18 protein-coding genes are annotated in these 20602 nt (G+C 72.8%); 3 read left to right on the forward strand and 15 right to left on the reverse strand.

Features of this window, described 5'->3' with window-relative positions:
• Positions 1 to 32: 32 nt before the first annotated feature.
• Complete coding sequence (locus tag BLW85_RS10025) at positions 33 to 1847, reverse strand: ABC transporter permease/substrate binding protein (protein ID WP_074991867.1); 1815 nt, start codon at positions 1845 to 1847, stop codon at positions 33 to 35.
• Positions 1840 to 2925, reverse strand: a complete 1086-nt coding sequence (locus BLW85_RS10030; protein WP_070030227.1) for a quaternary amine ABC transporter ATP-binding protein — start codon at positions 2923 to 2925, stop codon at positions 1840 to 1842. Before BLW85_RS10030 ends, BLW85_RS10025 begins: the two co-directional genes overlap by 8 nt.
• A 233-nt stretch (positions 2926 to 3158) precedes the next feature.
• Here BLW85_RS10030 and BLW85_RS10035 point away from each other — a divergent pair, with 233 nt between their 5' ends.
• Positions 3159 to 4079 carry a 5'-3' exonuclease gene (locus BLW85_RS10035; RefSeq protein ID WP_070030228.1) on the forward strand — a complete coding sequence of 307 codons (921 nt, stop codon included), beginning with the start codon at positions 3159 to 3161 and terminating at the stop codon, positions 4077 to 4079.
• A 121-nt stretch (positions 4080 to 4200) separates the two neighbouring features.
• A complete protein-coding gene (locus tag BLW85_RS10040) occupies positions 4201 to 5049 on the forward strand; it encodes a siderophore-interacting protein (protein ID WP_107409095.1) in 849 nt (282 codons plus the stop codon).
• A gap of 307 nt (positions 5050 to 5356) precedes the next feature.
• Here BLW85_RS10040 and BLW85_RS10045 read toward each other — a convergent pair whose 3' ends face one another.
• Together BLW85_RS10045 and BLW85_RS10050 are read right to left on the reverse strand one after the other, a co-directional pair.
• Positions 5357 to 7621, reverse strand: coding sequence for a helix-turn-helix domain-containing protein (locus tag BLW85_RS10045; protein WP_074991868.1), 2265 nt, complete (start codon positions 7619 to 7621; stop codon positions 5357 to 5359).
• A 180-nt stretch (positions 7622 to 7801) separates the two neighbouring features.
• Positions 7802 to 8380, reverse strand: a complete 579-nt coding sequence (locus tag BLW85_RS10050; RefSeq protein ID WP_070030230.1) for a GNAT family N-acetyltransferase — start codon at positions 8378 to 8380, stop codon at positions 7802 to 7804.
• 74 nt (positions 8381 to 8454) lie between these two features.
• Here BLW85_RS10050 and BLW85_RS10055 point away from each other — a divergent pair, with 74 nt between their 5' ends.
• Entirely contained in the window at positions 8455 to 9393 is a 939-nt protein-coding gene (locus tag BLW85_RS10055) for an RluA family pseudouridine synthase (protein WP_074991869.1), read from the forward strand.
• Between the two features lie 9 nt (positions 9394 to 9402).
• On the opposite strand, the gene BLW85_RS10060 is transcribed toward BLW85_RS10055, so the two are convergent.
• From BLW85_RS10060 to BLW85_RS10110, 11 genes are all read right to left on the reverse strand, one after another.
• The gene (locus tag BLW85_RS10060; RefSeq protein WP_074991870.1) at positions 9403 to 10872 is read right to left on the reverse strand and encodes a cytochrome P450; all 1470 of its coding nucleotides are present in this window, start codon (positions 10870 to 10872) and stop codon (positions 9403 to 9405) included.
• 31 nt (positions 10873 to 10903) lie between these two features.
• Entirely contained in the window at positions 10904 to 11524 is a 621-nt protein-coding gene (locus tag BLW85_RS10065; RefSeq protein ID WP_074991871.1) for a GTP-binding protein, read from the reverse strand.
• Complete coding sequence (locus BLW85_RS10070; RefSeq protein ID WP_074991872.1) at positions 11505 to 11957, reverse strand: DUF742 domain-containing protein; 453 nt, start codon at positions 11955 to 11957, stop codon at positions 11505 to 11507. Before BLW85_RS10070 ends, BLW85_RS10065 begins: the two co-directional genes overlap by 20 nt.
• Positions 11954 to 12358 (reverse strand): roadblock/LC7 domain-containing protein, encoded by a 405-nt coding sequence (locus BLW85_RS10075; protein WP_070030235.1) that lies wholly within the window; start codon positions 12356 to 12358, stop codon positions 11954 to 11956. Before BLW85_RS10075 ends, BLW85_RS10070 begins: the two co-directional genes overlap by 4 nt.
• Positions 12355 to 14013, reverse strand: coding sequence for an ATP-binding protein (locus BLW85_RS10080; protein WP_239697629.1), 1659 nt, complete (start codon positions 14011 to 14013; stop codon positions 12355 to 12357). The genes BLW85_RS10075 and BLW85_RS10080 overlap by 4 nt, the downstream gene beginning before the upstream one ends.
• 340 nt (positions 14014 to 14353) lie before the next feature.
• On the reverse strand, positions 14354 to 17206 hold the full coding sequence (locus tag BLW85_RS10085; protein ID WP_070030237.1) for a DEAD/DEAH box helicase: 2853 nt from the start codon (positions 17204 to 17206) through the stop codon (positions 14354 to 14356).
• A gap of 141 nt (positions 17207 to 17347) precedes the next feature.
• Positions 17348 to 18292, reverse strand: coding sequence for a twin-arginine translocase subunit TatC (gene tatC / locus BLW85_RS10090; RefSeq protein ID WP_208624829.1), 945 nt, complete (start codon positions 18290 to 18292; stop codon positions 17348 to 17350).
• Positions 18293 to 18338: 46 nt separating this feature from the next.
• Complete coding sequence (gene tatA / locus BLW85_RS10095; protein WP_070030239.1) at positions 18339 to 18632, reverse strand: Sec-independent protein translocase subunit TatA; 294 nt, start codon at positions 18630 to 18632, stop codon at positions 18339 to 18341.
• Positions 18633 to 18867: 235 nt separating this feature from the next.
• Positions 18868 to 19062 carry a hypothetical protein gene (locus BLW85_RS10100; protein WP_070030240.1) on the reverse strand — a complete coding sequence of 65 codons (195 nt, stop codon included), beginning with the start codon at positions 19060 to 19062 and terminating at the stop codon, positions 18868 to 18870.
• A 42-nt stretch (positions 19063 to 19104) separates the two neighbouring features.
• Complete coding sequence (locus BLW85_RS10105; protein ID WP_070030241.1) at positions 19105 to 19398, reverse strand: hypothetical protein; 294 nt, start codon at positions 19396 to 19398, stop codon at positions 19105 to 19107.
• Positions 19399 to 19576: 178 nt separating this feature from the next.
• Positions 19577 to 20596 (reverse strand): helix-turn-helix transcriptional regulator, encoded by a 1020-nt coding sequence (locus tag BLW85_RS10110; RefSeq protein ID WP_074991874.1) that lies wholly within the window; start codon positions 20594 to 20596, stop codon positions 19577 to 19579.
• Between the last annotated feature and the right edge of the window lie 6 nt (positions 20597 to 20602).

A 20602-nucleotide genomic window follows, 5' to 3' on the forward strand; every position in this document is an offset into this window, starting at 1 on the left:
CGCCCCTCGGGTGGCGGTCCGGTGCGGTCAGGTCACCCGGCCGCCCGGCTCTGGGCGTGGTCGCCGGTGACCGGCGCCCACTTGTCGACCAGGCCGGGGTTCTCGCGCAGCCAGGCGCGGACGGCGTCCTGCTCCTTGCCCTTGCCGGCCTGCTGGATCCGCGCCTCCAGGCCGGTGAGCTGCTTCTCGGTCATGGAGAAGTCCTTCAGCCAGCGCTCGACCTGCGGGTTGTCGTCGGCGAATCCCTTGCGGGACAGGGCGTGCACCCCGTCACCCTTGCCCCAGGCGCCCTTCGGGTCCTTGAGCTTCTTCAGGTCGTAGCCGCTGTAGGCCCAGTGCGGGGACCACAGGGTGACCAGGACCGGTTCCTTCTTGGCGTAGGCGCGCTTGAGTTCGGCGAGCATGGCCGGGGTGGAGCCGTCGATCACCTGGTAGGTGCCGTCGAGGCCGTACTCCTTGAGGACCTTGCTCTTGAGCAGGCTCATCTCACCGGCGCTCGGCTCGATGCCGACGATCTTCCCGCCGAACTCGGAGGCGTGCGCCTTGAGGTCCGCGAGGGAGTTGACGTCCTTCACGTAGGACGGGACGGTCAGCTCCAGGGACGTGGGCCCGTACCAGCTGCCGAGGTCGTCCAGCTGCTTGCCGTACTTCTTCCAGTACTCGGCGTGGGTGGTGGGCAGCCAGGAGTCGGTCTCGAAGTCGATCTGCCCGGTGGCGAGCCCGGTGTAGAGGGGGCCGGCCGCGTACTGCGTGGTGGTCACCTTGAAGCCGCGCTCCTGGAGGATCTCCTTCCACAGGAAGGTGGAGGCGATCCCCTCGTCCCAGGGGATGTAGCCGATCTTGATCTCCTTGCCCTTGCCGATGTCGGTGCCGGAGGCCTCGGAGCTGCCGGCGGTGGAGCCGAAGACGCCGAGCCCGCCGGCCACGAGCGCGAGGACGACGACACCGGCGACCGCGACGGCCGGATGCGGGCGGTAGGACCAGGCGCGGCGGGGCGCCTTGGCGGCGGCCCGGCGGCCCAGCGGGGAGAGCTGGGTGCCGAGGGCGCCGGTGATGCGGTCCAGGTAGATGGCGAGGACGACGATGCCGACGCCCGCCTCGAAGCCGTAGCCGATGTCGAGCTGACCGATGGCCTCGTTGACGGCGCCGCCGAGGCCGCCGGTGCCGACCATGCCGGCGATGACGACCATGGACAGGCCCAGCATGATCACCTGGTTGACGCCGGCCATGATGGTCGGCAGGGCGAGCGGCAGCTGGACGCGCCACAGGATGTTGCGCGGGGTGGTGCCGAACGCCTCGGCGGCCTCGACCAGTTCGGCGTCGACCTGGCGGATGCCGAGTTCGGTCATGCGGACGCCGGGGGCGAGCGCGAAGATCAGGGTGGCGACGACGCCGGCCGCGGTGCCCAGCCCGAAGAAGAGCATGGCCGGGATCAGCAGGACCATCGACGGCATGGTCTGGAGCAGGTCCAGCACGGGCCGTACGGCGGCGCCGACCGCCTTGGAGCGGGCCGCCCAGATGCCCAGCGGGATCGAGATCACCAGGGCGATCACGGTGGCCACGAGGACCAGGGCGAGCGTGGACATCGCCTGGTCCCACAGCTGGAGCGAGTCCACCAGGGCGAAGCCGGCGAACGCGAGGACGCCGGCGCTCAGGCCGCGCAGCCACCAGGCGATGACGGCGAGGATGCCTGCCATCAGCAGCGGCGCGGGGGCGGCGAGCACCGCGTCGATGCCGTTGTACATGCCCTCCATGACGGCCTTGACGGCGTCGAAGAGCCAGGAGAGGTGGTCGACCAGCCAGTTCACACCGGAGTCGACCCAGTCGCCGAGGGGGAGCCTAGGCATGGGCGGTCACCTTCTTCCCGTCCTTGCCGTGGCCGCCGCAGGCGGCCGGTTCACCCTGTTCGTCGCCGAGGAAGCCCACCAGGCGCTGCCGGGGCACGACCCCGACGAGGGAGCGGCCGGCGTCGAGCACGGCGACCGGGTGGCCCACGCGGGCGCTGATCGCGCACAGCTCGGTGAACGGCGTCTCGGGCGTCGCCGTCTCGCAGTCGCAGTCGGCCTCGTCGCCGCGCAGCTCAGTGTCCATCACGGCCGCCGCGGTGAGCACCCGGGAGCGGTCGACGTCCTGGATGAAGGAGGCCACGTAGTCGTTGGCCGGGCGCAGCAGGATGTCCTCGGCAGTGCCGGTCTGCACGATCCGGCCGTCGCGCATGACGGCGATGCGGTCGCCCAGGCGCATGGCCTCGTTGAGGTCGTGGGTGATGAAGACGATGGTCTTCTTCAGGGTCTTCTGGAGCTGGAGCAGCTGGTCCTGCATGTCGCGGCGGATCAGCGGGTCCAGGGCGCTGAACGACTCGTCCATGAGCAGCAGGTCGGCATCGGTGGCGAGGGCGCGGGCGAGGCCGACGCGCTGCTGCATGCCGCCGGACAGCTCGTCGGGCCAGGACTTCTCCCAGCCGGCCAGGCCGCACAGGGCGAGCGCCTCGTCGGCGCGGCGCTCGCGCTCGGCGCGGGGCACGCCCTGCACTTCCAGGCCGTAGGCGGCGTTGTCGCGGACGCTGCGGTGCGGGAACAGCGCGAAGTGCTGGAAGACCATGCTGATCTTCCTGGAGCGCAGCTCGCGCAGTCCGCGGTCGCTCAGCGCGGTCAGTTCCTCGCCGTCGAAGCGCACGCTTCCCGCGGTCGGCTCCAGCAGACCGTTGAGCATCCGCAGCAGGGTGGACTTGCCGGAGCCCGACAGGCCCATGACGACGAAGATCTCACCCGCCTCGACACGGAAGGAGGCGTCGATCACGGCGGCCGTGGTGCCGTCGGCGCGCAGCTCCTCCCGGTCGGCGCCCTTCCGCAGGCGCTCCACTGCGTCGTCCGGTCGTCTGCCGAACACCTTGAACAGGTGTTCCGCCTCAAGCCTGGCTTGCACGCGTACCTCTTGTCTCGGGAACAGGGACAGGGGAGCGCCGGGCCCTCCGACCGTCGAAAACCAGCCGACAGTTGAAATGAGCAACCACTCCGCTCCATGGCGGCGCTGCTTCCCAGGTCAAGCGGAGGCAAACTCACAAGTGGCCGGGCTCACCGCATTGCGCATCACGCAACGCGTTCCAGGACGAAAGGTGAGCGAAGGTGACTGTCGGTGGCGTGCGGCATGATGCGAGCGTGACCGGACGACTGATGCTGCTCGACACCGCCTCGCTCTACTTCCGCGCCTACTTCGGCGTCCCCGACTCCGTGAAGGCGCCGGACGGCACCCCGGTGAACGCGGTGCGCGGACTGCTGGACTTCATCGACCGACTGATCCGGGACCACCGGCCGGAACACCTGGTGGCCTGCATGGACGCCGACTGGCGGCCGAAGTGGCGGGTCGAGCTGATCCCCACCTACAAGGCGCACCGGGTCGCCGAGGAGCACACCGGCGCGCCGGACGCGGAGGAGGTCCCGGACACCCTCGCCCCGCAGGTGCCCGTCATCGAGTCCGTGCTGGACGCCATCGGCATCGCCCGGGTCGGCGTCCCGGACTACGAGGCGGACGACGTGATCGGCACGTTCACCGGGCGCGCCGCCGGCCCGGTCGACATCGTCACCGGCGACCGCGACCTCTACCAGCTGGTGGACGACGCCCGCGGGGTGCGCGTGCTGTACCCGATCAAGGGCGTGGGCACCCTCCAGATCACCGACGAATCGGTGCTGCGCGAGAAGTACGGGGTGGACGGACGGGGGTACGCGGATCTGGCGCTGCTGCGCGGCGACCCGAGCGACGGCCTGCCGGGCGTGGCCGGGATCGGCGAGAAGACGGCCGCCAAGCTGCTCGCCGAGTTCGGCGACCTGGCCGGGATCATGGCCGCGGTGGACGACCCCAGGGCCCGGCTCACACCGTCGCAGCGGCGGCGGCTCACCGAGGCCCGGCCGTACGTCGCGGTGGCGCCGAAGGTGGTGCGGGTGGCCGGTGACGTGCCGCTGCCCGAGGTCGACACCGCGCTGCCGCGCGCCCCGCGCGATCCGGCGGGCCTGGAGGAGCTGGCGGCCCGGTGGGGTCTGGGCGGCTCGCTGCAACGGCTGCTGGACACGCTGGGCGGGTGAGCCGGGGCCCGCGGGTCGGCAATATTCCAGCAAAGGGCGGACGTTGAACAACGAAGGAAGATCCGGGCCGAGGGAGGAAATGTTAGCTTAGGTATACCTAACCAATCCGCAGGAGGCCGTGATGGCAGAGCGTCCGGAACGAAAGCCGCGCAAGGTCCACACCGCCCGGGTGGTACGCACCGAGCGGCTCACCCCGCACATGCAGCGCGTGGTGCTGGGCGGCGAGGGTCTTGCCGGGTTCGCGGCGGACACCTGCACCGACCACTATGTGAAGCTGCTGTTCGGCCCGGCCGGGGTGGTCTACCCGGAGCCCTTCGACCTGGAGCGGATCCGCGCCGAGTTCCCGCGCGAGCAGTGGCCGGTGACCCGGACCTACACCGTGCGCGGCTGGGACGCGGGACACCGCGAGCTGACCCTGGACTTCGTGATCCACGGCGACGAGGGCCTGGCCGGCCCCTGGGCGCTGCGGGCACGCCCCGGCGACACCCTGCGCTTCATGGGCCCCGGCGGCGCCTACGCGCCCGACACGGACGCCGACTGGCATCTGCTCGCCGGTGACGAGAGCGCGCTGCCCGCGATCGCCCGTGCGCTGGAGGCCCTGCCGCCCGGGACCCTGGCACACGCCTTCGTGGAGGTGTCCGGGCCCGAGGAGGAGCAGAAGATAGACTCCCCGGCCGGGATCGTCTGGCTGCACCGCGGGGACCGCCCGGTCGGCGCGGCCCTGCTGGAGGCCGTGCGGGAACTGGAGTTCCCCGAGGGCCGGGTGCACGCGTTCGTGCACGGCGAGGCCGGCTTCGTGAAGGAGCTGCGCCGGATGCTGCGGGTGGAGCGGCAGATCCCGCGCCAGGACCTGTCGATCTCCGGCTACTGGCGGCTCGGCCACAACGAGGACGGCTGGCAGGCCTCCAAGCGCGAGTGGAACGCCCGGATCGAGGCCGAGCAGGAGGACGGCGGCGCGGCGGCGGCCTGAGCGCACCGCCGCCCCGGCCGTCCGCCACCGGCGTGCCGGGCGGCCCCGCTCGCGGCGGCCGGTTCGTCCGTACGGCGCCGGTCGCCCCCTCGCGGCTTCGGTCGCCGAGTGCCGTCCCGGGCGGCGCGCCCGGCGCCATCCGCGCGCGGCCGGGGCGGCTGAGGCGGCAGGGTCCCGGATCACCGCTCGCCCGGCCGGCGCGAGCGGGTGCCGCGGAGCCCGGGGCGCGCCGCTACCGGCCCCCGGCACGGTCCTCACCCGAGCGAGGCCCCCCGGCACGGACCTCACCCGAGCGCCCCCGTCGCCGTCACTCGGCGGGGAGCGCGTCCAGGAGTGTCCGCGCCGTCATCAGCTCCTTGCCGTCGGCCTCGTCGCCGAGGGCGAGGGCCTCCAGCAGGCGGGAGCGGGCCTCCTCCGCCTCCCCCAGCTCGATCAGGGCCTGCCCCAGGGACACCAGCGCGTACCCCGCTCCGTTGGTCAGACCGATGCGGTGGGCCTCGGCCACGGCATCGCGGTAGTGGCCGGCGGCCTCCCGCCACCGGCCCAGCGCCGCGTAGTCGAGACCGATCGCGTAGATCGTGTTGGCGCGGATGACGTCGGCGATGAACTCGCTCACCGGGCAGTCGGGCGCGTCGAGGAAGGCGATGACGCGCCGGTCCTGGTGCAGGGCTTCCTCGGCACGGCCGGCGGAACGCAGGGAGACCGCGTGGCTCGCCACGGCGTTCAGCCAGACCTCGGGATCGCCGGCCCCGTCCGCCAGGTGGATGGCGGCGAGGGACTTCTCGGCGGCCTCCTCGGCCTCACCGAGCTTGCGGTGCGCGTTCGCCGCGTGCGCCAGTGCCGAGGCCTGCTGGGTGACGTCCTCGGCGCGGCGGGCGCAGTCCAGCGCCTCGCCGGCCCGTTCGAGGGCCTCGCGGTGGCGGTGCTCGCAGGTGTTCAGGGCCCAGGCGTGGCAGTTGAGGTGGAAGGCCCGCAGGTACGGGTCGTCGAGCGCGGCGGCGGCCTCGCTCGACAGACGGAACACCTCGGGCCAGTGCCCCCAGAAGAGCCACAGGTCGCAGAACCACTCCATGGCGCCCGCGGTCTCCACGACCCGGCCGTGCTCGCCCCGGCGGGCGGCACCGTGCAGCGCGGCGAGCCAGGCCGGTGCCTCGTCCTGGAGCCAGCCGCGCGCCTGCTCGGCACTCTCCAGCGGGACCAGGCCCTGCCAGGAGGACGGCGGCGCCCCGTACCCGGGTTTGTACCAGCGGCCGGCCACCACGGCCGTCTCCAGCAGCCAGGTGCGCAGCCGGTCCTCGGCCGCTTCGCGCTCACCGGGCCCCTCCGGGCCCGCCGGCCGGGTACGGGCGAACAGCCGCAGCAGGTCGTGCAGTTGGTAGCGGCCGGTGAAGGTGGCCTGGAGCAGCCCGGCCTCGACCAGTTCCTCCATGACGTCCTCGGCCTCGAAGACGCCGGTGGCGGTCAGGGCGGCGCCGTAGGCCGCGGTCATGTCCGCCGCCGGGACCAGGCTCAGCAGCCGCAGCATCCGGGCGGCCTCCCCGGTCAGCTGCCGGTACGACAGCTCGAACGCCGCCTCCACCCGCACGTCCCCGGCCGCGAGCGCGCCCAGACGGCGTTCCTCGTCGGCCAGCCGCCGGACCAGGTGGGCCACGCTCCACGCCGACCGCACCGTCAGCCAGTTCCCGGCCACCCGCAGCGCCAGCGGCAGCTGCCCGCACAGCTCCGCCACCCGCCCCACGGCGTCGATCTCCGCGTCCGCCCGCCGCTCGCCCAGGATCCGCCGCAGCAGCTCGACCGCCTCGGCCCGCGCCATCTCGGACAGCGCCAGCCGGTCGACGTTCTCCAGACCGCTCAGCGGCCGCCGGCTGGTGACCAGCACCAGGCTCCGCCCGCCGGCGGGCAGCAGCGGGCGCACCTGCCCCTCGTCCCGGGCGTTGTCCAGCACCACCAGACACCGGCGCTCGCCCAGCAGGGCGCGCAGCAGCCCCGCGCGCCCGGCCGCGTCCTCCTGTGTCAGCCTGCGGTCCGACACCCCCAGTGCCTTCAGCAGCTTCAGCAGCGCCTCGCCCGTGTCCATGGGGCCCTCCACGCCGTGCAGGTCCACCACGAAACAGCCGCCGGGGAACTCCTGGGCCAGGTCCGCTGCCGCTTTGAGGGCCAGCGTCGTCTTCCCGCACCCCGGCGGACCCGAAATGACCGACACCGACGTGCCCTCGCCGGTGCCCGCCCGCGCCGCGGCGTCCCGCAGCCGCGCCAGCTCGCCGTCGCGTCCGGTGAAGTCCCCCACCGACCGCGGCGGTACGGCCGTCCCCATCCCCGCCTCCGGGCGGGTCGCACGCGCCGTCCGTGCCGCCCGCGCCGCCGCCAGCAGCGCCTCCCGCTCCGCTTCGCCGACCCCCAGCCCCTCCGCCAGCGCCATCGCGGTGCGCCGCTGCGGGACCCGGCTGCGCCCCCGCTCCATGTCACCGATCGCCCGGACGCTCACCCCCGACGCCTCGGCCAACTCCTCTATGGTCAGACGGCGTTGCTGCCGCTGACCGCGCAAGACGACTCCGAACGGCTCTTCGGACACCGGCCACTCCTTCGTTCTCCCTGCCGGAGACTACGAGGGGCGGTAAACCGTCCACGAGCACGTCCAGCCCATGGGACGACGGTAACAATTCCGGCGCCCTGCCCTGGCGGCGGAGCGTGGGCGGACCGCACCCGCCCCCGCCGGGTTCCGCGGAACCGTGGCCGGGGCCCCGGCGGGCGGTCAGTCCCCCCGCACCCGTGCGTGCAGATGCATGTCGTGCCAGCCGTCGGGGTGGAGGAAGGCACTGCGCCGGGTGCCCTCGGGGGCGTAACCGGCCTTGCGGGCGACGCGGCAGGAGGCCTCGTTGGCGGTGGAGTGCATCAGCTCCAGCCGGTGGAAGCCGATCTCCTCGAACGCCCAGTGGGTCAGGGCCGTGGCCGCCCGCGCGGCCACGCCCCGGCCACGGGCCCGCGCCACCGTCCAGTAGGCGATCTCGGCCGTCCCGTCGCCCAGTTCGATCTGCCGCAGCGCGACCCTGCCCAGCAGCGCGTCGCCGTCCGCCTCCGCTACCGCCCACTGCGCCTGGTCCTCCCCCTCCCACAGCTGCTGCCACTCGGTGATCCAGCCGGCCGCCTCCGCCTCGGACTCACAGGACTTGCCGTGGAAGCGGTGCATCAGCGGATCCTGGAACGCCGCGTACACGGCGGGCGCGTCCTCGGCCCGCCAGGGGCGCAGGACGAGGCCGTCGCCGGCGATGGCGGGCTGGGGGGCACGGGCGAGAGCGCCGGCGGGCAGCACTGGGCTGGTGAGAAAGGGCATGGCCCCATACTGCCGCCGTGCGGCGCCCGTCACCCAGCGGTTTTACCCCGCCCCCGCCTCGTACCCTTGACCGGGTGAGACGCCGTACGCCGCCCCCGCCCGCCCCGCTCCCCCAGCGCGAGGGCGTCGACCCCGTGCGGGTGCGGCTGCCCGCGGACGGGGCGTGGCCCACCGTGCGGGAGCACCTGGTGGAGCGGCTCACGGGCGCGGCGCCCGGCATGGTGGAGGCGATGTTCCACGCCGGGCGGATCATCGGCGCCGACGGGCGGGCGGTGCCGCCGGACGCGCCGTACCGGCCGGGGATGTTCGTGTGGTTCCACCGCGACCTGCCCGCCGAGACCCCGGTGCCGTTCCCGGTGACCGTGGTGTACCGGGACGCGCACATCGTCGTCGCCGACAAACCGCACTTCCTGGCCACCACCCCGCGCGGCGGCCATGTCGCCCAGACGGCCCTGGCCCGGCTCCGCCACGAACTGGGCGTCCCGACGCTGACGGCCGCGCACCGGCTGGACCGGCTCACCGCCGGTCTGGTGCTGTTCACGGTGCGGCCCGAGGAACGCGGCGCGTACCAGACGCTGTTCCGGGACCGGCGGGTGCGCAAGGAGTACGAGGCCGTCGCCCCGTACGACGCCTCGCTCGCGCTGCCCCGGACGGTGCGCAGCCGGATCGTGAAGAAGCGCGGGGCACTGGCCGCCCGGGAGGTCGAGGGCGAGCCCAACGCCGAGACCCGGGTGGAGCTGCTGGAGCGGCGGGAGGGGCTCGGCCGCTACCGCCTCCTGCCGCGCACCGGCCAGACGCATCAGCTGCGGGTGCATCTGAACGCGCTCGGGGTGCCCATCCTCGGCGACCCGCTCTACCCGGTGGTGGCCGACCCGGTGCCGGCCGGCGACTTCCGGCGCCCGCTGCAACTGCTCGCGCGCGCACTGGAGTTCACCGATCCGGTCACCGGCGTGGAGCACGCCTTCACCAGCGGGCGCGCCCTGGCGGCCTGGTCCGGCACCGGCTGGGCGTGAGCGGCCGGCTCACTCGCCGCGCCACCAGCGCAGCAGCCGCTGCCAGGGCCCCTTCGGCGGCGGCACGGGGGCCGGGGTCACCGGCCGGGCGGGCGGCACGGCGGCGGGCAGCGCCGCGGCCGGCCGGGGCCGCGGGGCGGGCGGCATGAGATCGGCGGGCAGACCGGGGGTGTAGGCCCGGGGCGGCAGGTCGGCGTCCGCTTGCGGCTTGGACTCGAAGCGCACCGGCAGCGCCACCAGGTGCCGGGAGGCGATGGAGGACCGCCAGCGCAAGTCGTCCTCCGCACAGTCCAGTTGGACGTCGGGCAGCCGGGTGAGCAGGGCGTCGACGCCGACGTCGGCGATGGCCCGCCCGATGTCCTGCCCCGGGCACTCGTGCGGGCCGCCGCCGAAGGCGAGGTGCGAGCGGTTGCCCTGCATGCTCGCGGACAGGTCGGGCCGCACCCGCGGGTCGATGTTGCCCGGCGCGGGCGCGAACAGCAGTCCGTCGCCCTTGCTGATCCGCTGCCCGCCCAGCTCGGTGTCCTGCTTGGCGTAGTAGCCGAAGACGGTGCTGAACGGCGGCTCGTCCCACAGCGACTGCTCGATCGCCTCCGGCACGGTCATCTGCCCGCCGCTCAGCCGGGCGCGGAACCCGGGCTCGGTCAGGACCATGCGCAGCGCGTTGGCGAGCAGGTTGGCGGTGGCCTCGTAGGACGCGAACAGGACGAGCCGCAGGTGTTCGCGGACCTCGTCGTCGCTGAGCCCGGCCCCGTGGGTGACGAGGTGGCTGGTGAAGTCGTCCTCGGGCCGGGCGCGGCGGCGCATGGTGAGCCGGTTCAGCGCGTCCATGACGTAGGCGTGGCTCTGGTTGGCGGTCTCGGTGCCCTTCAGGGCGTCCCGCGCGGCATGCACCATCCGGTCGTTGTACTCCTCGGGCATGCCGAGGATCTCGCACAGCACCGCCATCGGCAGGTGGTCGGCGAACTGGGCGACCAGATCGGCCCGGCCCCGCTCGCAGAAGCCGTTGACCAGGCGCTGGGTGTGGCCGCCGATGTGCCGGCGGACGCTGCGGTGGTCGATGGTGCCCATGGCGGAGGTGACCGCGTCGCGCAGCCGCAGGTGCTCGTCGCCCTCGACGTGGGAGCAGATGGGCTGCCAGGCGATGTGCGGCATCAGCGGGTGGTCGGGTTTGACCCGGCCGTCCAGCAGCGGTGCCCAGATCCGGCTGTCGCGGGTGTACTGCGAGGGGCTGCGCACCACCTGGAGGTTCTCGGCGTGTCCGAGCACCACCCACATCGGCACGTCGTCGTGGAGCAGCACGGGGGCGACCGGGCCGTACTGCTCGCGCAGCCGCTCGTAGAGGTCGTCCAGGTCCTCGGCGCCAGGGCCGTAGAGCCGGTGCGCTCCGCCGGGGCCGGGGCCGTGCGCGGGGCAGCCGGGGGGCGGGCCGGGAAGGGTGTCGGGCGTGCCGGTCGGCAACTGGGGTTCAGACGTCACGGTGTTCGCTCCGGAACGGAAAAAGGGCGGGTCAGACGAGGGCGCCGGAGAGGGCGAGCGAGTGCAGGAAGCGCATCAGGGTGAGCAGCACGTCCTTGCTGGAGGCCCGGCGGCGCACATCGCACTCGACGATCGGGATCTCGGGGGTGAGGTCGAGCGCGGCGCGCAGCTCCTCGATGGGGTAACGGGGGGCGTCCGGGAAGGAGTTGATGGCGACGACGAAGGGCACGCCGCGTTCCTCCAGCCGCCCCATGACGTCGAAGCTGACCTCCAGGCGCCGGGTGTCGACGAGTACGACCGCGCCGAGCGCGCCCTCGAACAGGCCGTTCCACAGGAACCAGAAGCGCTCCTGGCCGGGGGTGCCGAACAGGTAGAGCACGAGTTTGCCGGTGATGCCGATCCGGCCGAAGTCCATGGCGACGGTGGTGGCCGTCTTGGTCTCGGAGCCGTAGTCGTCGTCGATCCCGATGCCGGCCTGCGTCATGGTCTCCTCGGTGGTCAGCGGTCTGATCTCGCTGACGGAGCCGACCATGGTGGTCTTGCCGACGCCGAAGCCGCCCACGATGACGATCTTCACCGCGGTCTGGGTGGTGTGCGGCAGCTGGTCCTCGGTGCGCGGGCCGGGGATCGTGTCAGAGCTTTTGAAGTCCATGCATCACCGCTTCGAGGAGGGAACGATCGGGGGCCGCCCGGCGGACGACCGGGGCGCGCGCCTGCACCAGTTCGGCCGTGATCATCTCCGTGACCAGTACCGTCATCGCGCTGAACGGCAGGGAGAGATAGGCGGACAGCTCGGCCAGCGACAGCGGGGCCGCGCACAGTTCGAGCACCGCCGTGTGCTCGGGGGACGCGCCGGGCGGGGGTGTGCCGCGGGCGACGATCAGGGTCACCAGGTCGAGTTCGGCGCGGCCGCCGTCCGCGGTCCCGGTGACGGCGTAGAGCCGCTCGGGGTTCCCGGGCGGGGGCTGGCCGCCGGGGGTGCCGTGCGGGAGCGGGCCGTCCGGGATCCCGGACGGCGGCGCGGATAACGGGGCGGGTGGGGGCGGCGGGCCCGGCCGGCGCCGGGTGCGTCGTGGAGGGGTCATACGGTCTGCCCGTCCCGCCGGGGCGGACTGGTGAGGTGGGCGCCGATCCGGACGACGAGGTCGCGCATCATGCCGCTCATCCGGCCCGGTTCGCAGGTGACGTCGGCGAGCACGGCGAGGTAGGCGTTGGCGCCGGCGTTCATCAGGTAGAAGTAGCCGCCCTCGATCTCCACGACGACGACCTTCATGTCGCCGGCGCCGGGGATCTCCTGGATGATGGCGCCGGCCAGGCTCTGCAGGCCCGCGCAGGCGGCGGCGACCCGGTCGGCGGCGTCGGGTTCGCCGCCGTAGCGGGCGATGCGCAGGCCGTCGGAGGAGAGCACCACGATCATCTGGATGCCGGGTACTCCGTCGTTGAGCTGCTTGAGCATCCAGTCGAAGTTGCCTCGCTGCTGGATCACCGGGTGGTCCCCTCGTCGTCGGCCTCGGTGGGGGCGGCCGCGTCATCGATCAGGTGCAGGTACTTGGTCGGGTGGAGCGTGAAGTCGGTCAGCTCCGGCGCGGTGGCGCCCTCGGGCATGCCCTTGCGCAGTCCGTCGAAGAAGTCGTCGATCCACATGCCCGGCGGGCGTTCGATCAGCTTCTTGCGCTCGGGGTCCGGCTCGGGCTCGGGGTCGGGCTCCTGCCTGGTCTGCGACCAGACGGTGGGGCGGCCCTCGCGCTCGGCCCGCTCGATGGCCGCCTCCTCGGCCCAGCGCCGGCTCAGCGGGACCTTCACCCGGCTGCGGCGCTGCGGCAGACCGCCCGCGGTCCACTCGGTGACCTCGGGGACGTCGTCCTCCATGGAGATCCCGGCGGGGATCTTGGGGCTGGTGGGGCGGCGCTTCTTGGGGCGGCGCCGGGGGCCCTCGACGGCGCCGAGTTCGGGCATCGGGATGCCGGTCGCGCCGATGCCGTGGGCGACGCCGACACCGGGCTCGGTGGTGGTCATCACGCGCGGCACGATGAGGATCGCGCGCAGACCGCCGTAGGCGGAGGTGCGCAGCGAGACCTCCATGTCGAACTGCTTGCAGAGCCGGCCGACGACGGCGAGGCCGAGGCGCGGGTTGTCGCCGAGGTTGTGCGCGTCGTCGCCGTTCTTGGCGTCCTCGATCATCTTCTCGATGCGGATCCGGGACTCCTCGTTGAGGCTGACCCCGGCGTCCTCGATCTCGATGACGATGCCGGTCTGCACCTCGACGGCGGTGACGTGCACCTTGGTGGTGGGCGGCGAGTAGCGGGTGGCGTTGTCGAAGAGCTCGGCGGCGGCGTGGATGACCGGTTCGACGGCGGTGCCCTTGATGTTGATGTTGCAGATGGACGCCAGGTGGATGCGGTGGTAGTCCAGGATCCTGGACATGGCGCCGCGCAGGGTGCTGTAGAGGGAGACCGGCAGCGGCCACTGGCGGCCGGGGCGGCCGCCGCCGAGGACGCCGATGGTGTCGGCGAGCCGGCCGATCAGCGAGCTGCCGTGGTCCAGGCGCAGCAGGTCGTCGAAGACCTCGGGGTTGCGGCCGTGGTCCTCCTCCATCTCCCGCAGTTCCACGGCCTGTTGGTGCACGATGGCCTGCACGCGGCGGGCGATGCTGACGAAGGAGCGCTCGGTGGCGATCCGCATGGTGATCTCGTGGTCGGCGCCGCGCAGCGCGACGCGCACCATCTCCCGGTAGGCGTCGGGCAGGACGCGCAGCTCGGGGTCGGCGTCGTAGACGTTCGCGAGCACGTCGCGGAGCATCTCACCGCGGGACAGCCGGGCGAACGCCCAGGGCAGGACGTCGGTGGCGAAGCGGTGGATCAGGACGTCGTGGTCGGCGAGCCGCTCCTCCAGGTGCGCGGTGTCGCGGGCGTGCGCGGCCTGTTCCGCGCGCAGCAGGCGGCCGCGCCGGGCGGCCTCGGCCCCGGTGACGAGCACCAGCAGCAGCGCCAGGGCGGCGCACAGGCCGACGGCGGCCCGGGCCTCGCCGGGCACCAGGGCGACGGCGCCCGCGCCTGCCGCGGCCATCGCTATGGCCGGCGGCAACAGGACCCGGGCGTACGGACGTTCACGGCGACCGGGCGGCTTCTGAACACTCACCATGGATGCCTTCTGGGACGGATCGGCTGGGGACGGATCGACGGGGTGTCGGGAGAGACGTCGAGGGGAAGATTCATGGAAAGGACGGGATCTTCTCCGTAAATGGGAACAGGCGCGCGAATTACCTCAACTCGGTGCGCCGCGGGCGAGCCTAGTCCGACCGGCTCAACGCCCGTGTCATATTCGGCGACCGCCTGACGCCACCCCCGCACCAGGAGTACGCTCGGCCCCATTCGTACGCTCGACATCCGTTCGAACACGTTGAGTCATGGCGTACAGGCATACGAAAACCGGCTCGCCCCGAGGGATGAGCCGGTTTTCGTGTCGTCCGGCGAGGTGCCGGTCAGCCCACCGACGAGTAGGCCACCACGCCCCGCAGCAGCTGGTCGACGGCCTTCCGCGCGGCCTTGGCCACGGTGGAGCCGTCCGCGGGCGCCGCCGCGGAGATCTGCCCCAGCACATCGATGACCTGCTTGCACCAGCGCACGAAGTCGCCCGCCGGCATCTCCGCCTCGCGCAGCACCTCGTCCAGGCCCTTGCCCGACGCCCACATGTAGGCGGCCCAGGCGAAGCCCAGGTCCGGCTCGCGCTGGCCGACGCCCTCGGTCTGGCTGATCCGGAACTCCTCCTCCAGACCGTCCAGCCGGCCCCAGATCCGCACCATCTCCCCCAGCGCGGCCTTCGCCTTGCCGGAGGGCAGCTTGGGCGCCAGCGCGTCGTCGCCCACCCGGGCCTCGTACACCAGCGCCGAGACACAGGCGGCCAGTTCGGCGGGCGCCAGCCCCTCCCAGACGCCCTCGCGCAGGCACTCGCTGGCCAGCAGGTCCAGTTCGCCGTACAGCCGCGCGAGGCGCCGGCCGTGCTCGGTGACCTCGCTGCCGCGCAGGTAGTCCAGCTCGGTCAGCAGGGCGACGATCCGGTCGAAGGTCCGCGCGATGGTGTTCGTGCGGCCCTCGATCCGGCGCTCCAGCTGCGAGGTGTCCCGCAGCAGCCGGTGGTAGCGCTCGGCCCAGCGGGCGTGGTCCTCCCGCTCGTTGCAGCCGTGGCAGGGGTGGGCGCGGATCGCGGTGCGCAGCCGGGCGATCTCCCGGTCGTCGGCGGCCTGCGAGCGCTTCTTGCGGGCCCGCTCCGGCGGGATGTGCCCGGCCTTGGTGCGCAGCGCGGAGGCGAGGTCCCGGCGCGACTGCGGCGAGCGCGGGTTGAAGGACTTCGGGATCCGCATCCGGTCCAGCGGCTCGACCGGCACCGGGAAGTCCATCGACGCCAGCCGCTTGACCTGCCGTTCGGCGGTCAGCACCAGCGGACGCGGCCCGTCCTGGTGGTCGAACCCGCGGTGCCCGTTGGAACGGCCGGCCGGCAGCCCCGGGTCCAGCACCAGCGCGAGGCCCGCGTACTTGCCCGTCGGCACGTGGATGACGTCGCCCGGCCGCAGCTTCTCCAGGGCGACGACGGCCTCGGCGCGGCGCTGGTGGGCGCCCTGCCGGGCCAGTTCGGTCTCCCGGTCCTTCAGCTCCCGGCGCAGCCGCGCGTACTCCTCGAAGTCGCCGAGGTGGCAGGTCATGGAGGCCTTGTAGCCGGCCAGCCCCTCCTCGTTGCGCTGCACCTGCCGGGAGATCCCGACCACCGAGCGGTCCGCCTGGAACTGCGCGAAGGACGTCTCCAGCAGCTCCCGGGAGCGGTGCCGGCCGAACTGCTCGACCAGGTTGACCGCCATGTTGTACGACGGCCGGAAGCTGGAGCGCAGCGGGTAGGTACGGGTGCCCGCGAGCCCGGCCAGGTGCTCGGGGCTCATGGCGCGCTGCCACAGCACGACGGCGTGGCCCTCGACGTCGATGCCCCGGCGGCCGGCCCGCCCGGTCAGCTGGGTGTACTCGCCCGGCGTGATGTCGGCGTGCTGCTCGCCGTTCCACTTGACGAGCTTCTCCAGGACCACCGAGCGGGCGGGCATGTTGATGCCGAGCGCGAGGGTCTCGGTCGCGAACACGGCCTTGACCAGGCCGCGCACGAACAGTTCCTCCACGACCTCCTTGAAGGTCGGCAGCATGCCCGCGTGGTGGGCGGCGATGCCCCGCTCCAGGCCCTCCAGCCACTCGTAGTAGCCGAGGACGTGCAGGTCCTCCTGGGCGATGTGGGCGGTGCGCTCCTCGACCAGGGCGCGGACCTGCTCGCGCGCCTCCTCGTCGTTGAGCCGCAGGCCCGCGTACAGGCACTGCTGGACGGCGGCCTCACAGCCGGCGCGGCTGAAGATGAAGGTGATCGCGGGCAGCAGGCCCTCGGCGTCCAGCCGCTCGATGACCTCGGGCCGGCCCGGCGTCCACACCCGCGAGCGCTGCCGGCGCTCGCGCTCCCGGTCGGCCTCCCGCATGTTCCGGCCCCGGCGCCGGTCCTGGTACGACGGCCGGGTCGCCTCCATCCGGGCGAGGCGCACCAGATCGGGGTTGACGGCCTTCTTGTGGCCCTCGCCCTCCTCGAACAGGTCGTATATCCGGCGTCCGGCGAGCACGTGCTGGAACAGCGGCACGGGCCGGTGCTCGGAGACGATCACCTCGGTGTCGCCGCGGACGGTGTCCAGCCAGTCGCCGAACTCCTCCGCGTTGGACACGGTCGCCGACAGGGACACCAGGGTCACCGAGGCGGGCAGATGGATGATCACCTCCTCCCAGACGGCGCCGCGGAAGCGGTCGGAGAGGTAGTGCACCTCGTCCATGACCACGTACCCGAGGCCCAGGAGCGTCTGGGAGCCCGCGTACAGCATGTTCCTGAGCACCTCGGTGGTCATCACGACCACCGGGGCGTCGGAGTTGACGCTGTTGTCGCCGGTGAGCAGGCCCACCTTGTCGGCGCCGTAGCGGCGGCTCAGATCGGCGTACTTCTGGTTCGACAGCGCCTTGATGGGCGTCGTGTAGAAGCACTTCTTGCCCTGGAGCAGGGCAAGGTGGACGGCGAACTCGCCCACGATCGTCTTGCCCGAGCCGGTGGGGGCGGCCACCAGTACGCCCTTGCCGGCTTCGAGTGCCTGGCAGGCCTCGATCTGGAAGGGGTCGAGGCCGAAGTCGTACATCTCGCGGAAGGACGCGAGCGCGGTGGCCTGCTCGGCTGCCCGCCTGCGGGCTGCCGCGTACCGCTCGGCCGGTGAGAGGTCCTCTGTCATCGTGCTTTCGAGCGTACCGGGCCCCACCGACAACAGGACGATCATTATCCGGAACGTGCGCTGATCAGCACAGCCGATCGGCATCGGACCGGACACCGGCCGGACACCGGGCCCGGACGGACGACTGCCCCCGTGCCGGGAGGGTCTCCCGGGACGGGGGCAGTGCGTCTCGTCCGCGTGTGTGGGTCAGGTCGCGTCGTCGTAGCCGTTGACCCGGTCGGAGCCCGGCGGCTCGGGAGCGCCGCTCGCGCTCACGGACTCCACCTCGCCGATCTCCTCGGGCGTCAGGTCCAGCACCGAGGCCTCGTCGTCCGACAGTCCGTCGTCCGCGCGGCGGGCCCGGCGCCGGTCGTTGATCAGCGAGAAGGCCACCGCGATGAAGAACAGGGCCCAGATCGGCGCCGCCAGCGCCAGCATCGACATCGGGTCGGCGCCGGGCGTGGCCACCGCCGCGAAGGCGGCGATGCCGACGACCATGCCGCGCCACCAGCCGAGCATCCGCCGCCCGGTCAGGATGCCCGTCAGGTTCAGCATGACCAGCAGCAACGGCATCTCGAAGGCGAGGCCGAAGACCACCACCATGCGGGTGACCAGGTCGAGCAGCTTGTCCAGGGACAGCAGGTTCTCCACCCCGCTGGGGGTGAGGTCGATCATCACCCGCGCCGTGATGGGCAGCACGTGGTAGGCGAGGAAGCCGCCGCCGAGGAACAGCGGCACGCCGAACCCGACGAACGCGTACGCGTACTTCTTCTCGTGCCGGTGCAGGCCCGGTGCGACGAACGCCCACAGCTGGTAGAGCCAGACCGGGGACGCCAGCACGACACCCGCGGTCAGCGAGGCCTTCAGTGCCAGCGTGAACGGCCCCAGCAGATCACCGATCGTGATGTGCGCGCAGTGGGTGTTGTCGTTCGCCTTCGCCAGCTCGCCGAAGGACTGGTGACAACCCACCGAGCGCAGCAACGGCGCGGTGATCAAGTCGATGATGTCCTTGTAGAAGAAGGCGGACACGATCGTGACGACGACGATCGCCAGGACGGCCTTCGTGAGCCGGTTGCGCAGCTCACGCAAGTGATCCGCGAGTGGCATGCGCCCCTCGGGATCCCTCTCCTTCTTGCGGGCGGACTTGGGCAACCCACATCCTCATCTCGTGCAGCGGACCGGGGCCCCGGTCCTCGCGTCAGCGCTGGGCGGAGTCGGTCGGCTCGTTGACCGGACGGGAGCTGGTCACGTCGCCGGGCGCGGCCTGGATGGTGCGCTGCGCGGGGGCCGGCTCCTCGGCGGACGACTGGGCGGTGGAGGCCGACTGCTTGTTGCCGCCGTCGTCCTTCATCGCCTTGGCCTCGCTCTTCAGGATGCGCGCGGACTTGCCGAGGGAGCGGGCCATGTCCGGAAGCTTCTTGGAACCGAACACGAGGACGATGACCAGAACCAGGAGCACCAGGTGCCACGGCTCAAGTGCGTTGCGGAACATAAGTCTTCACCTTCTCACTGAGGCGGGGCGATGGGGCTTGTCCGACTGATCGGACAGTTGTCCGACCATCGTGCCGGCAGCGATCGTATCGCCCGGGGGTGAACGTGGGACACTCCCCGTGCGTACTCCCACTCTGCGGACCGCGCCTCGATCTCCGGGCCGCGACCAGCAGCGTACCTGGCCGAAGCGGCTAGGTGACAGGGCGAAGTGACCCAAAGCGCATCACAAGAAGACATCACAGGGCGTCCGCGGCCCGGGCCGCGCTCATCGCCGACCGTTCCAGATCCTCGGCGGCCCGGTTGATCCGCCGCGCGGAGTCCGTGACCTGTTGCCCGAGGCGCCGCGCCTCCACGAACACCCGGACGGCGAGCACTCCCAGGACGGCGAGGCCCAGGAATCCCAGGGCTACCGCGAACATCGGCCAGAACATGGGGTCGAGCCTAGACCGTCCGGCGACCCGGAGCGCAGCCGGCTACACCGTGGAGTGGAGCCGCAGGGTCCGCACTCCGCCGCCGGTGAGCAGTTCGACGATGCGCTCGCCGGCCGGCTTGCGGACCGCGGCGCCGCACTCGGGGCAGGTGAAGGAGTAGAACGTGGTGCGGTGGCTCGCCCCGATGGCGAGGCGCAGCGCGCTCGCGGCCAGCTCGAACCGGCCCCGGCAGTCCGGGCAGCCCGCCCGGAACACGACGGGGCTCACTCTCCGCATCCCCGCGAAGGCGGTGGCCACCGACATCTCGCTCGCACCGGACACCGCAGACTCGCTCACAGCCACCACTCCTTCTCCGCCGGTCGTCGTCCCGGTCGTGCCGCCGACCGGTCCGCCGGTCACTCCGCCGCCGGTCACTCCGCCCCCGCTCACCGCGCCCGCCGCACGGTCGCCCGGCCGCCCCGGGGCCCGCGCCGTTCCCGGCGTAACGGGCGGGCGGGGCCCGTCGCCCGGCGCCTCACCGCCGCCCCTCGACGGCGTTCCCCGTCGCGTCCGGCGTGCCGTCGTACGCCGCCAGCGCCTCGCGGGCCGCGCGGCGGGCGCTCTCGGCCAGCTCGGGCGGGGAAACGATCCGGCCGTCGCCGCCCAGCCGCAGCGCGAGCCGGCGCAGGGAGGCCGGGTCGGGGGTGCGCAGCGTGATCCGCAGCCCGCCGTCGGGCAGCTCCTCGGCGCTGTCGTGCGGGTAGTACTCGGCGACCCAGCGGCCGCCCGGGCCGACCTCGACCACCACCTCGGGGTCCTCGGCGGCCGGCTGGACCAGCCCCTCGGACAGGTCCCGCAGCTCCACCTCGGGCGGGGCGGCGGGCTCGTCCAGGACGCGGATCTCGGCGACCCGGTCGAGGCGGAAGGTGCGCCGGGCCTCCGAGCGGCGGCACCAGGCCTCCACATACGTGTGGCCGACGCTGACCAGCCGGATCGGGTCGATCTCGCGCTCGGTGACCTCGTCACGGGCCGGCGAGTAGTAGCGGATCCACAGCCGGCGGCGCTCGGAGATGGCCCGGTCGACGTCCGCGAAGACACCGCCCTCGGACTCGAAGGTCACCGACAGCCGGGAGCTGGCGCCCGCGGCCTCGCCCGCCGCCGTCTCCACCTTGGCGGTGGCGCGCAGCAGGGCCTGCCGGTCGCCCTCCCGCAGCCCGGGCAGCGTGGCGACCGCGCGGGCCGCCACCAGCAGGGCGGTGGCCTCGTCGGCGGCCAGCCGCAGCGGCTCGGCGGCGTCCTCGCCGAGCGCGGCCGGGTTGTGCCACCAGATGCGCTCGCCGTCGGTGTCGATGTCCAGGAGGTCGCCGCCGCGGAAACTGGTGCCGCACATGGGCAGCAGATCCAGGTCGGCGACCAGCTCGTCCTCCGTGATCCCGAAGGCCCGGGCCACATCGGCGATCCGGGCACCGGGGCGCTCCCGCAGATACGTCACCAAGGAGAGCATCCGCCGGGTCTGGTCGATGGCGTTCACGGCCCTGGCCGGTTTGCCTGCCACAGTCCT

Source organism: Streptomyces misionensis (genome assembly GCF_900104815.1).
In the GTDB taxonomy this organism is placed as follows: Bacteria; Actinomycetota; Actinomycetes; order Streptomycetales; family Streptomycetaceae; genus Streptomyces; species Streptomyces misionensis.